Source organism: Aliidiomarina halalkaliphila (genome assembly GCF_007096385.1).
Taxonomy (GTDB): Bacteria; Pseudomonadota; Gammaproteobacteria; order Enterobacterales; family Alteromonadaceae; genus Aliidiomarina; species Aliidiomarina halalkaliphila.
In genome coordinates this window covers 1,340,654-1,354,042 of sequence record NZ_VJWL01000001.1, presented here as the reverse complement: position 1 = coordinate 1,354,042, position 13,389 = coordinate 1,340,654, and the positions used below count along the sequence as shown (strand labels likewise).

Below are 13,389 nucleotides of genomic sequence, written 5' to 3'. Positions count from 1 at the left end.
GTTAGAATGCGTCCTTAAGCCACTCGATCTTAAATGGGTGTCCGGTGATTGCTACAATATCGAAACGACATGCGGTTGTATGCTCACTGATTTCATTTTTGGCTAGCCACACCCGCGCGGCATGGCGCACCCGTTGTAACTGCTTTGCACTTATTTGTTCGAGCACATCGGCAAAGGCCGTCGTTTCCCGATATTTAACTTCAATAAAAATAATAAAGTCATCGTCTCGCATGATGACATCAATTTCGCCATTGTTAAGACGATAGTTCTGGGCAATAAGTTCAAGCCCGTACTGGCTTAAATGGCGAATAGCTACTTCTTCATAGTCAGTCCCGACGTCCCGTGTCGACATAGGCGGCGTGCTCCACTTTTAAGGTATGTCCTTCAAAAGTAGCCCAATCGAGTTCACGAACGACGGATCCGTTAGAAATCCGCAATTGTCCAGTGAGACCAGGGTGACGATAGCCAGGTAATTCAAGTAGCAGTGGTAAGCGCTGGGCAAGTTGCATAGCATCATATCCCATGGCTACAAGACGTTGTTGACTCAATGTCCACGGTGTCATCGCTTGCGCTAAGGTTTGCTTGAGGTCGGCATCGCGCTGGGTATGAATCACCCATGGTGCGTCGGAGAAATAAATCCCTTCCAAATCATTCTCACCGCGACTGGTTTGTTCTTGATGGACCGCAGAATTGGCATACATAGGAATACGGTTACCAAAGGCACTTAAATTGACATCAATGAAGGGGCGTAATAAGCGCGCCTGTTGTGCATCTCCGAGTAAATAGATTGCATCGATATCTTGTCGACTGCGAAATTCATGATGGAGTTCTTCGTTCTGTAATCGTTGCTGCAAACTCCGCTCAAGTGCGTCAATGCGCCCTTGGCTTGTGCTCACCTTCAGACTATCACGAATGATATCGGTCATATCACTGCTAGAACTATAAAACCCGGTACGTGCTGAATCGGGGCCAAATTGCTGAACCCAAGCTTGGGTAAAGGCTTGTGACATTTGTCGACCGCGGGCCGTATCAGGGCCTAACAACAGCACATTTCGATGCCCCTTGCTGGCTAAGAACGATAAGGCGGCATCAACTTCTGAAGCTAAATCGAGTGCAAAAAAGGCACTGCGTTGCTGCGCTTCCTCGCTCACGTTCTCCGCCTGATTCAGCCATAGTTGGTGCCATTGACCTGCTGGATAATTGGCAAAATGCTCCAACGCATCGCGATCGAGCGGGCCAATGACGAGCTCGATGTTGTGTTCTTGCAGGGACGCGTAAATGTCATCCATGCTCGCTGTAGCGGTATCAAAGAAATGCAAATTGGCGCGTAACTCGCCCCCGTAAGCGGCAAGAACGCCATTGCGAACCGCGTGCCCCTGTGCCGCAAATTGACCGCTGAGCGGCAGTAAAACCGCAATATTTTGTGGTGCCGCGGCAAACTCAATGCGCTGTTGCATGGCAGTGACTAAATCCGCAGCTGGATGGCGTGGATAGCTCCGCTGCCAGGATGCCAGAGCTTGCGCTGGGGCACTAGATTGACGGGCCGCTTGGTGAAGGCGCAGGGCTAATTGTAGCCACCCCCGGGTAATTTCGTCCGAGGTACCGCGATACGCCTCTATTTCTGCGAGAGTCACTTGGCTGAGGTAGCGCCAAATGTGGATATCCTCAAGATCCGTATCGTATCGTTGCAGTTGAATTAAGGTAACGCCCGCAGATAAAGAATCCTTGAGTCCGCTATAGGCCTGATAGCGAAGTTGTAATGTTTGTGCACGGTAATGACGTTGACTGAATTGGCGCTCTAGGTCAGTGGTTAAATCAAGCACCTGCTGCCAACGTCCCATAGCATCATGAAAACGAGCTTGTTGCAGTCGGTAAAGCGCTGCATGGGTCGGCCGTAACTGACGAACATCCACTTGCGTGAGGACAGCACCCGCATGACTAATTTGATCTGCATCGAGAAATGCGGCGGCTGCATTCACTAGATATTCGTGAGTTTCATGGATTCGTGTACTTTGTGCGGCTTGATTGACCCAATCATACCCTGTGCGCACGCTGGGCGCTGTGGTAGGCTCAACCTGCTCAGAAGGTTCGTCTCTGGGAGTAGGTGATTCGGGTGAACTCGCACAACCACTAATCACCAAGGCTGCGAGAACAAAAACAGGAATGCACGAAGAACGCTTATTTGGCACAATAGACATCTCATTGGGACCCTAAGGCCCTACTATAAACCGACCATGCCTGTCAGACAAATAACAGCGCTAATGATTCACGTAAAGAGATGGAAAAATGAGCAAAGGTACTTTGTATATCGTTCCAACGCCGATCGGCAACCTTAACGACATCACTTTACGTGCGTTGGACGTGTTGCGCAGTGTGGACGTGATTGCTGCGGAAGACACCCGCCATAGTAGTGTTCTGCTCAATCATTTTGGTATCCAAGCCACGCTTTGGGCTGTTCACGAGCACAATGAACGGCAAAAAGCTGATCAGATCGTGCAACGATTGCTTGATGGCCAAACGATTGCTCTCATTAGCGACGCCGGCACACCGCTGATCAGTGACCCGGGTTATCCACTCGTAAATGCCTGTCGGGCTGCTGGTGCTCATGTGGTTGCATTGCCTGGCGCTTGTGCCGCTATCACCGCACTGTCTGCTGCTGGGTTACCTACGGACCGTTTCTTATTTTGCGGATTTTTGCCGGCCAAGCAACAAGCTCGAGAGAAGGCCTTACAGGCTTTGGTCGGGGAAAGTGCAACCTTGATCTATTATGAATCGCCGCGACGCATCATCGATACCCTAGAGGCGCTTATTCACATCTTCGGGGCAGACCGTCCTGTGGTGATCGCGCGTGAAGTAACCAAACAGTTTGAAACCTATTTGCATGGATCCGCTGCTGACGTCTTAGCCATGGTGCAGGCTGATTCGAATCAGCAACGGGGAGAAATGGTTTTATTGGTAGGAGGCGCTCCTGCAAGTGATGATGCGACGCCGCCAGAAGCCCTGCAGCTGCTGGCTAGGTTAAGTCAGGAACTGCCGCCAAAGAAAGCCGCCAAAATTGTAGCGGAGCATTATAATTTGAGCGCCAATACCCTATATCAAAGCCAGTTGCATCGTTCCTAAACGAACGCACTTTAGGAATGGTTTTTGTGGGCTAGATTCGTGCTATACTCCGCCGCGGAGTTGGCCAAGACAATCGCCGCTGGAGTTACCCTCGGGTAACTTAGGGGAGGAAAGTCCGGGCTCCATAGGGCAGAGTGCCAGGTAACGCCTGGGCGGCGCGAGCCGACGACTAGTGCAACAGAGAGCAAACCGCCGATGGCCCATATTCTCGCAAGAGGATAAGGGATCAGGTAAGGGTGAAAGGGTGCGGTAAGAGCGCACCGCGCAACTGGTAACAGATTGCGGCACGGTAAACTCCACTCGGAGCAAGACCAAATAGGGATCCATGGGGCGGCCCGCCTCGGGTCCGGGTAGGTTGCTTGAGGCTATAGGCGACTATAGTCCTAGACGAATGATTGTCCACGACAGAACCCGGCTTAACGGCCAACTCCACTCTTTCTTTTTCTCGTGTGTTCCGCTTAGGTTGAGTTCTTGCGTCGCTCGTTCTGTGCGCGAGGACCTTTTGGCAGCGGTTGGTTGCCATAGCGCTCAATAAGCTGCTCAAGGGGCATGGGCTTGGCAAAGTAAAAGCCTTGGATGAGATTTGCCGTTTGCATGTTGAGGAAATTCACCTGACTTACGGTTTCCACCCCTTCAATCACCACATCGATATTTAATGCCCGCGCCATATGAATTAACGCCGACAAGAGCGCGTTTTGGTGAGGGTCGTCCGGTACTCCGGTAACAAAGGTGCGATCTATTTTCAGTAAGCTAATGGGGAAATGCTTTAAGTAGCTGGCAGATGAATAGCCGGTGCCAAAATCATCGATGGCGAGGGTAACACCACGATCGTTTACCTCTAACAGCAGGTCACGCTGGCGCTCGCGATCCGGTAACAACATAGACTCGGTAATTTCAAACGTAAAACAGGTGGGATCCACTTGGTGTTGCTGCATAATTTGAAACCAATGGTCCATGGCGACTTTGTCGTAGAACTGATGAGACGAAAAGTTAATTGCGACGCGCCCCTTCATACCAGCGGCCTGTAGTGCAGGAATATCCATACATACGCAATTCAACACAAAGTTACCAAGTTCCCGAATGGCTCCACTTTTCTCTGCAATGGCAATAAAGTCCTTGGGCAATAGCAAGCCGCGGGTCGGGTGTTTCCAACGTGCTAATGCCTCAATGCTGTGCAAGGAACCATCTTTCGAGTTAATCACCGGTTGATAATGCACAAGGAAATCATTGTTGCGAATCCCCTGCAAAATCGCTTGGTGCATATGTAAGTGGGTAGACGCTTGTTCTCGTAACTCGTCGTTAAAGAACTCACTGGTGCCTCGCCCCGAATCTTTGGCCGCATACATTGCTAAATCCGCAGCTTTTAGCAACTCCGCGTGGCTATCCCCATCACGAGGAAATAAGGCAATGCCAATGGAGGCACCGATAGACACCTCGTTGTTACCCAGATTCATTGGCTCGCGAATGTGTTTAAGTAATTTCTGTGCCTGTAACTGTGCGTGAAATGGTTCTGATAAGTTCTTTAAGACAACAACAAATTCGTCACCCCCGAGGCGAGCAACAATATCGTCTCGCCGTAACGAGGCCTGTAAGCGTCCGGTTACCAGCTTTAACAAATCATCACCGGCACTGTGGCCGAGGGCGTCATTGACTTCTTTAAAGTGGTCGAGGTCGATAAACAACAAGGCAAACTTCTCATCGCGACGTTCACAAGCGCTCATATAAGTACTGAGCTGCTCTTCGAAGAAATGGCGATTGGCAAGACCGGTAAGATTATCAAAGCGGGCCTGGTTACTAATTAAGCCAAAGGCTTGGCGTAGGCGTTGTTGATTACGTAGCAGTAAGTAGGTCATCGCCGCAATCAATAAGGCGAGTAAAGTTCCGAAAATTAAGTAGAGGGAGCCAGTTCGATCGGCAGGGGCCCAGTCTCCGGATAAGGGGACTGCCGCAAGCTTCCATTCGCCGCGCGGCAAGGAAACCGTGAGCTCAACGGGGTTGGCGTCCCAAACATCATAATGACCTGTGATTAGCTCACCTTGAGCTCCGGTTCCATCAAGCCCGCGCAAACTAATGTTTAACTCGGGATGGGAGAGTAAACCAGCATCAGAAAACAATGACTCGTGATCAATCACTTGTGAGATTAAAGCTAAGAGTTCGCCGGTGTTATTAGAAAAAACGGGAACACGGGCAATTAAGGCTTCGCCACCTTGGGCTAACGCAACAGGGCCATTGAGCGTGATAGTGCGGTTAGAGATCGCTTCATGGAGGGTGCGCAACTGATCGGGACGGGTGCGGTAATCAAATCCAAGGGCGCTTTCATTTCCAGCCAATGGATAAATCATGCGAATCTGAAAATCTTGCGCAATGGCCAAGTGGCGAATATGTAAATTTTGACTCATGAGATTTTCGGTCAGTGCGGCAAACCGATACTCGCTAATCTCAGGTTCTAAGGTGAGTTCCGTATGCAACTGACGAATAGCAATGAGATTTGTCTGCAGTAACCCTTCGAGGCGGGCTCGAATGGTGCTCAGTTGCTCCAGTGCAAGGTAGCGCTTGTTCTCAACTTGCCGATCTCGATCGGTCATAACAAAGCGCACTAATACGATTTCGCAGATCACAAACACCCATAAACTGATGATTGCAATCCAGACTCTTTTGTTCACAAAGCCCACCTATGTTTAGCGATTAAACAAATAGTTAACGAATCCTAGGCCCAAAGCAAGTAAAAAAGCGGATCTCAGCTATTAAACTTCATGCATTTTTCCTTGACAGGGGATCAGAGTGGCACCTAGACTGTATCATTGTGGGGAAAAGTGGAGAGAAGTGGATCATTCTGTGATCCCGCTAATAGATTATGTTTCGTGGAGCTAACAGCATCAGTCTCGATGATAAAGGTCGCCTTGCGATACCCGCGCGGTATCGTAACCTTTTGTCATTGGATTGCGAAGGTAAACTGGTTTGTACGATTGATATCAAACAGCCATGCCTTTTGTTATATCCGCTCCCGGAATGGCAGGTGATCGAGCAGAAATTATCCACCCTATCGACCATGAACCCCTCAGAGCGTCGCCTGCAACGATTGTTGCTTGGTTATGCCGATGATTGCGAAATGGACAAAAACGGTCGTGTTCTTATCGCAACGCCCCTTCGTCAACATGCCGGTCTTACGAAAAAGTTAATGCTCGTAGGCCAGCTCAACAAATTTGAAATTTGGGACGAAGAGGTTTGGCAGCAGCAGGTCGCAGATGATATCGCGGCTGAGCAAGCAGGCGACTTTACTTTAAGTGATCGACTACAAGACTTTTCATTATAATGGCGCAGACACCGCAACATGTACCGGTGTTGCTAGCGGAGTCGATTGAGGCGTTAGCGATCCAGCCGGACCAAATATATATCGATGCCACCTTCGGACGCGGCGGCCACAGCCGCGCTGTGCTCGAAAAACTTGGCAGCGAAGGTAAGCTGCTGGCATTCGACCGTGACCCCACCGCCGCCAAAGCCGCTCAGGCCTTGGCTGACGACCCACGTTTCCACTTTTTTCACACTGCTTTCTCTTCACTTGCAAACATTGTTGAACAACAACAATTGCACGGCCGCGTTGCTGGCATCCTTTTTGACCTGGGCGTCTCATCCCCACAACTTGATGACGCCGAGCGAGGATTCAGCTTTATGCGTGACGGGCCCCTCGATATGCGTATGAACCCTGAACAAGGTGAGTCTGCTGCAGATTGGTTGGCCTACGCGGACATGGATGCGCTTTGTTATGTTTTTCGTACCTACGGCGAGGAAAAATTTGCTGCGCGAATTGCCCGAGCCATTATCGAGTATCGGCAAGACCACACGCTGACGCGGACCAGTGAGTTGGCGAACCTGATTAGTAAAGTCAGTCCCACTCGCGAGAAGCATAAGCACCCGGCAACGCGTGTGTTTCAAGCCATTCGTATTCATGTGAATCGCGAGCTTGATGAAGTGCGTGAGGCCTTGGTGGCAGCGGTTGAGGCCTTGATGCCGGGTGGTCGCTTGGCAGTAATCAGCTTTCACAGCTTGGAAGACCGCATAGCCAAACAGTTTATTCGTGACCAAAGCCGTCGGGCCCAGGTTCCGGCAGGTTTACCACTCACGGAAGATCAAATTGAAGATAACCGCACGCTGAAACCCATTGGCAAGGCAATTAAGCCGGGGCAGTCGGAGTTAAACGTGAATCCGCGGGCACGGAGTTCGGTGTTGCGAGTTGCGGAGCGTCTGCCATGAAAAAAATCGATCTAAAACGCCTGCATGCACACCCTGGTTTGTTACAAGTCATCTTTAGTGACCTGCAACAGTTCCGGGGTTTGGTGTTTTGGATCCTATTGGCGGTTGTCAGTGCGCTGGCCACCGTATACCTGACCCATTTAAACCGTGAGTTATTGGCAGAGCGTGAACAGTTAATGCGGCAACGGGATGCCATTGATGTGGAGTTTCGTCATTTAGTGATCGAACAAAGCGCGTTGTCAGAACATAGTCGCATTGAAACCATTGCACAGCGCGAGCTGGGTATGCGACGTCCGAGCGACGATCAGGAGGTACTGGTGCCATGGCGGTAAGACGCAACGAGAAAATATTGCGTCCAGAACCTATGCCTGGACGTTTCATGGTTGTGTTAGTAGCCCTTTTCTTGGGCTTTACTGCGTTGGTTGCTCGTGCCGCTTATATTCAGGTTATTGAACCTGACAGATTGCGCTATGAAGGGGATCTTCGTTCTATTCGTGTCGCTCAAGATCGTGTTCAACGAGGCAATATTACTGACCGCAATGGCGTTGAACTTGCCGTAAGCGTGCCCGTACAAACCGTGTGGGCGGATCCAAAAGTCATTCACGATCGCAATGGTTTAAGCGATATGCGGCGCTGGCAGGCAATGGCCGATGTATTAAATACAACACCAGAGCAATTATTACGTAAAGTTGAAAATCCGCAGCGTCGATTTGTGTATCTTGAGCGCATGTTAACGCCGGCTGTCGCCAATTACATTGCGCAACTTCGTATTCCTGGCGTGGGCTTAAAAGAAGAATCACGTCGGTTTTACCCCATGGGTGAGATTTCTGCACACGTTGTGGGCATTACCAACATTGACGCAGAAGGGTTAGACGGGGTTGAAGCCGTGTATAACGGCCTACTTACTGGCACCCCAGGACAGCGCCGGGTGCGACGCGATGGACAAGGGCGTTTGGTGGAAGAAATTGAAGTGACCGAAAGCCTGATGCCGCAAAATCTTACCTTGAGTATTGATCAGCGGATTCAATCGGTGGCGTACCGCGAGCTTACCAAAGCCGTGCGCTACCATCAGGCCACTTCGGGATCGGTCGTGGTGCTTGATGTGCATACCGGGGAAGTATTGGCGATGGTGAATAGTCCGTCGTATAACCCAAACAACCGCAGTGGCGTGCAACCGCATCAAATGCGGAACCGAGCGATCTCCGATAGTTTTGAGCCGGGCTCAACGATTAAACCATTAGTGGTGCTTGGTGCGCTGACATCAGGCCAAGTGAATGCTGATGATAAGTTGAATACCAGCCCAGGTTGGATGCGCGTCGGTGGTCGTCGTGTTCAGGATGCGCGTAACTACGGTGAACTCACCCTGTCCGGTATTCTGGCCCACTCAAGTAACGTGGGCACATCGCGGTTAGCGTTGGGCATGGAACGGGAAGACTTCCTCGATCTGTACAGCCTTATCGGTTTCGGCAGTGATACTGGAATTAACATGCTCGGCGAGAATATGGGGATGTTGCGAGATCAGCGGCGCTGGTCTGATTTTGAGATTGCGACACTCTCATTTGGTTACGGCTTATCGGTCACCACACTGCAGTTAGCTCAGATGTACGCGATTCTTGGAAATGGCGGTGTAAAACGACCGCTAAGTATTCTTAAGGTCGATCAACCCTTTGCAGGAAGACAGGTCTTTCCCAGTGAACTTACTCGGGAAACGTTACGTCTGATGGAATCGGTAACGTCTGAGGACGGTACCGGCACCCGAGCTCGCGTGCCGGGCTACCGCGTAGCGGGCAAAACCGGAACGTCACGGAAAGCAGTTGCGGGCGGTTATGGCGATGAATATATCGGATTATTTGCCGGTGTATTACCTGCCAGTCGACCGCGGATTTCCATTGTGGTGATGATCAACGAACCGGCCGGTGATAGTTATCATGGGGGAACGGTAGCGGCCCCAGTATTTTCCGCTATTGCAGAAGAAAGCATGCGAATTTTGAACGTAGCACCAGATAATTTAACCGGACGTGAACTGCGGGTTGCAGGATGGGGGAGCGCACATGATTAAGCTTCTCGATCTGATACCTGATTGCCCGTTTCCCGTGCCTGAGCTCGTCGTATCCGGGCTTAAGCTTGATAGCCGTCGTGTCGCAGCGGGTGATGCCTTTATTGCGGTTCCAGGCTATGCCACTGACGGCCGTGACTATATTGATGCGGCTGTTGCGGCAGGGGCCAGCGCAGTTCTCGCAGATATGGACCAGTGGACCTCCGGTGAAATGGATGGTGTTCCCGTGTTAGGTGTTCCCAACCTGAAGCAGCGCGTGTCGGAAGTCGCCGGTCGTTTCCATGGTAATCCATCGCAGCAATTGCGTGTGATTGGCGTGACTGGCACCAATGGTAAAACGACAGTGAGTAACTTAATTGCTCAACTGTGGCATGAATTAGAGCCTGCTGCGGCCGTATTAGGCACTATTGGCAGTGGCGTATTGCCACAATTATTACCCGAACAAAATACAACGCCAGATGCGGTTACGGTTCAGCAACGTTTAGCTGGATTTTATGCGGAAGGCGCGCGCAGTGTAGCCATGGAAGTATCGTCGCATGCGTTAGTGCAGCATCGCGTCGATGCGTTGCGTTTCGCCACTGTGATTGCCACCAATATCAGCCGTGACCATTTGGATTATCACGGCTCTATGGATGCCTACATTACCGCTAAAAAGCGTCTGTTCTCCGATTTTCCAGGTGCCACTCGAATTTTTAATCGGGATGATCCGGTGGTGGCTAAATGGGGCACCGAGAACGACTTTTGGTATTCCATGGACACAGACGCAATTGGTAGTAATAACACCCTAGTGGCTGATGAAATTCACTATACCGATGATGGCACTGAGTTTACTTTGTGCTGGTTCGAACACCGGTTACGGGTGCGCAGTCCACTTTTAGGCGACTTCAACGTGGCCAATGTGTTGGCTGCCCTCTTAAGCCCACTATCTGCAGGATATAGCCTAGCCGACGTGGCCGCGCTGGTCAGTTATTTGAAGCCGGTGGTTGGACGTATGGAAACCTTCCGTGCAGATGGTTTCCCATTAGTGGTGGTGGATTATGCGCACACACCAGATGCTCTCGAGCACGTACTTACTGCAGCCCGTCGTCATTGTCAGGGCAAATTATGGTGTGTGTTTGGCTGTGGCGGCGATCGTGATCGCGGCAAGCGCCCACAAATGGGACAAGTAGCGGCGCGATGCGCGGATCATGTGGTGGTTACCGATGATAATCCACGCACTGAAGACCCCCAGTCGATTATTGATGACATTATAAGCGGCATGCCGGCCAATACAGCCTATGAAGCCTCACCAGGTCGTTCGCGTACAGTGTTGGAAACGATTCGCAAGGCAGCTCCTGAAGATGTAGTCGTGCTTGCGGGTAAAGGGCATGAAACCTATCAAGTGATTGGCAATAAATCTATTGATTATGATGAGCGGGCGGTTGTTGCGTCAGTGCTAGGGGGTGCAGCATGATTCCGGTAACATTACATTGGGTGGCGTCTCACGTCGACGGTGTACTCGTGGATCACACCACGGGTGCGTTGAAAGTGAAAGGCAATGTGGTTATTGATAGTCGCCAGCTCAATGTTGGGGATCTATTTATTGCCATCAAAGGGCCAAACTTCGACGGCCACGATTTTATCGAAGCTGCTGAGAAAGCCGGTGCTTGCGCGGTTATCTGTGACCGCGAAGTAAGTACTCCCTTACCCCAAATTCGGGTGCGGGACACGCGTCGCGCACTTGGCGACCTAGCGGCAGCGGTAAAAGCCGATGTTGCACCGCGCACTGTTGCCATTACCGGCAGTAGCGGCAAAACCACAGTAAAAGAAATGGTCGCAGCGATACTACAGCAAGCTGAGTCGGTCCATGGTGAGGTGCTCGCTACCCAAGGAAACTTTAACAATGATATTGGGGTGCCGCTCACATTACTGCGCTTAACTCAAAATCATACGCATGCGGTGATTGAACTGGGCGCTAATCATCGAGGTGAAATCGCCTATACCACCGGCTTAGTGAAGCCCGATGCCGCCATGATTAATAACGTAGCACCGGCGCACGTTGAAGGCTTCGGTGATATCTGCGGCGTAGCGAAAGCAAAAACCGAAATTTTCCGAGGCGTGCCTGAGGGCGGCCTCGTTCTCACCAATAGTGATTCAGAGTTTCATGAGTATTGGTTGCGCGAGCTTGATGGGCGTAACCATCGTACCTTCGGAATCGACAACTCCGAAGCTGATTTGCGGGCAACTGATATACAGATAAATCAAGAAGGTTGTGCGCAATTTACGCTGCATGCGGAAGGGGAAACGCACCGGATTCAGCTGACCCTGCCAGGCAAACACAATGTAATGAATGCTTTGGCAGCCGTGGCCATGTGCCGTGCCCTAGGATTGAGTTTTGCAGAAATTGTGCGTGGTTTCGGCAAGATGCAAGCAGTACCTGGGCGCATGGTGGTTCACAAGCCGGTTCCGGGTGTGCAGCTCATTGATGATACTTATAACGCCAATGTGGGATCGGCAAAAGCAGCGATTGATGTGCTGGCAAGCCTTCCAGGACGGCGACTGTTTGTCTTCGGAGACATGGGGGAGCTGGGGGCAAACGCGCGGGCATACCACGAAGAGGTGGGTGCGTACGCGATTTCCGCTGGCATTGATGGCTTGTTCACCCTTGGGGTTTTGAGCCAGAGTGCCAGCGAAATTTTTAACGGCCATGGTGGTCGTCATTTTGATTCCATCGATGCAGTGGTCGATGGTTTATTGGAAGAAATTAGTCAGCATCCGGAGATTACCATCTTGGTGAAAGGATCACGGAGTTCGCGTATGGAGCGCATCGTTGAGTCTCTGCTGGCAGCAAATCTAACCACTCAACGACGGGGGAAAGCCACATGTTAGTCTGGCTAGCCGAATACTTACAACAAAATGTGGCTACGGGCTTTAATGTCTTTTCGTACCTCACTATGCGTTCCATCATGGGTATCCTTACCGCGCTCGTTCTGTCGCTGTGGATTGGTCCTAAAGTGATTCGTTGGTTGCAGCGCTTACAGATTGGACAAACCGTGCGGGACGATGGCCCTCAGAGCCATTTAAGCAAATCAGGAACGCCCACTATGGGCGGATTAATGATCCTGATTAGTATTTTGGTCTCGGCACTGCTTTGGGCAGATCTGAGCAATCGATATGTCTGGGTGACCTTACTCACTCTCAGCGGCTTTGGCATTATCGGCTTTATCGATGATTACCGGAAGGTGGTACGCAAGGACCCGAACGGATTAGCCGCGCGCTGGAAGTACTTTTGGCAGTCTGTGTTAGCCGGCACGGTGGCGGTGTACTTGTATTGGACAGCAACACAGCCTGCAGAAACGGCGTTGTTGATTCCATTTTTCAAGGATGTGATGCCACAACTAGGCATGCTTTACATGTTGCTCGCATATTTCGTGATTGTCGGGACCAGTAACGCAGTTAATTTGACCGATGGCTTAGATGGCTTGGCCATTATGCCAACTATCATGGTTGCCGGTGCTCTGGGCGTATTTGCCTATGTGACCGGGAACGTGAATTTTGCGGATTACCTACAAATTCCTTATATCCCGTTAGCCGCAGAGCTAACGGTGGTGTGTGCCGCCATTGTTGGCGCCGGCTTAGGCTTCTTATGGTTTAACACCTACCCGGCACAAGTATTTATGGGCGATGTGGGCTCCCTTGCGCTAGGCGCGGTACTCGGCATTATCGCCATCTTAGTGCGCCAAGAATTAGTGTTGTTCATCATGGGTGGCGTATTTGTGATTGAAACGCTGTCGGTGATGTTACAGGTGGGTAGCTACAAACTACGAGGGAAGCGAATCTTCCGTATGGCACCCATTCATCATCATTACGAATTAAAAGGATGGCCAGAACCGCGCGTGATCGTTCGATTCTGGATTATTTCATTGGTGCTTGTGCTGATTGGCCTAGCCACCTTGAAATTGCGTTAAGCGAACAAAAGGCAG

Annotated in this window: 11 protein-coding genes and 1 other RNA gene; 9 read left to right on the top strand and 3 right to left on the bottom strand. The window is 50.9% G+C overall.

From position 1 onward, the window contains the following. Position 1: 1 nt before the first annotated feature. Positions 2-352, bottom strand: coding sequence for a YraN family protein (locus tag FM042_RS06230; RefSeq protein WP_143235397.1), 351 nt, complete (start codon positions 350-352; stop codon positions 2-4). Then, positions 327-2,198 carry a penicillin-binding protein activator gene (locus FM042_RS06225; RefSeq protein WP_143235395.1) on the bottom strand — a complete coding sequence of 624 codons (1,872 nt, stop codon included), beginning with the start codon at positions 2,196-2,198 and terminating at the stop codon, positions 327-329. The genes FM042_RS06230 and FM042_RS06225 overlap by 26 nt, the downstream gene beginning before the upstream one ends. Positions 2,199-2,286: 88 nt before the next feature. Between FM042_RS06225 and rsmI the strand changes: the two genes are divergently transcribed. Continuing rightward, a complete protein-coding gene (gene rsmI / locus FM042_RS06220; RefSeq protein WP_143235393.1) occupies positions 2,287-3,120 on the top strand; it encodes a 16S rRNA (cytidine(1402)-2'-O)-methyltransferase in 834 nt (277 codons plus the stop codon). A 56-nt stretch (positions 3,121-3,176) separates the two neighbouring features. Then, positions 3,177-3,555: RNase P RNA component class A (gene rnpB, locus FM042_RS06215), an RNA gene on the top strand. Between the two features lie 23 nt (positions 3,556-3,578). Here rnpB and FM042_RS06210 read toward each other — a convergent pair. Next, a complete protein-coding gene (locus FM042_RS06210) occupies positions 3,579-5,783 on the bottom strand; it encodes a putative bifunctional diguanylate cyclase/phosphodiesterase (protein ID WP_143235391.1) in 2,205 nt (734 codons plus the stop codon). 191 nt (positions 5,784-5,974) lie between these two features. Here FM042_RS06210 and mraZ point away from each other — a divergent pair, with 191 nt between their 5' ends. Genes mraZ through mraY form a run of 7 tightly spaced genes read left to right on the top strand, consistent with a single transcriptional unit; the run spans position 5,975 to position 13,374 of the window. Then, positions 5,975-6,433: a division/cell wall cluster transcriptional repressor MraZ gene (gene mraZ, locus FM042_RS06205; protein ID WP_143235389.1), complete on the top strand. Its 459-nt coding sequence runs from the start codon at positions 5,975-5,977 to the stop codon at positions 6,431-6,433. Next, positions 6,430-7,371 carry a 16S rRNA (cytosine(1402)-N(4))-methyltransferase RsmH gene (rsmH, locus tag FM042_RS06200; protein ID WP_185960728.1) on the top strand — a complete coding sequence of 314 codons (942 nt, stop codon included), beginning with the start codon at positions 6,430-6,432 and terminating at the stop codon, positions 7,369-7,371. The genes mraZ and rsmH overlap by 4 nt, the downstream gene beginning before the upstream one ends. Continuing rightward, complete coding sequence (ftsL, locus tag FM042_RS06195; RefSeq protein ID WP_143235385.1) at positions 7,368-7,703, top strand: cell division protein FtsL; 336 nt, start codon at positions 7,368-7,370, stop codon at positions 7,701-7,703. The genes rsmH and ftsL overlap by 4 nt, the downstream gene beginning before the upstream one ends. Then, the gene (locus FM042_RS06190) at positions 7,694-9,430 is read left to right on the top strand and encodes a penicillin-binding transpeptidase domain-containing protein (protein WP_143235383.1); all 1,737 of its coding nucleotides are present in this window, start codon (positions 7,694-7,696) and stop codon (positions 9,428-9,430) included. The genes ftsL and FM042_RS06190 overlap by 10 nt, the downstream gene beginning before the upstream one ends. After that, positions 9,423-10,880 carry a UDP-N-acetylmuramoyl-L-alanyl-D-glutamate--2,6-diaminopimelate ligase gene (murE, locus tag FM042_RS06185; RefSeq protein WP_143235381.1) on the top strand — a complete coding sequence of 486 codons (1,458 nt, stop codon included), beginning with the start codon at positions 9,423-9,425 and terminating at the stop codon, positions 10,878-10,880. The genes FM042_RS06190 and murE overlap by 8 nt, the downstream gene beginning before the upstream one ends. After that, entirely contained in the window at positions 10,877-12,295 is a 1,419-nt protein-coding gene (locus FM042_RS06180) for a UDP-N-acetylmuramoyl-tripeptide--D-alanyl-D-alanine ligase (RefSeq protein WP_143235379.1), read from the top strand. The genes murE and FM042_RS06180 overlap by 4 nt, the downstream gene beginning before the upstream one ends. Beyond that, complete coding sequence (mraY, locus tag FM042_RS06175; RefSeq protein WP_143235377.1) at positions 12,289-13,374, top strand: phospho-N-acetylmuramoyl-pentapeptide-transferase; 1,086 nt, start codon at positions 12,289-12,291, stop codon at positions 13,372-13,374. Before FM042_RS06180 ends, mraY begins: the two co-directional genes overlap by 7 nt. The last annotated feature ends 15 nt before the right edge of the window (positions 13,375-13,389 follow it).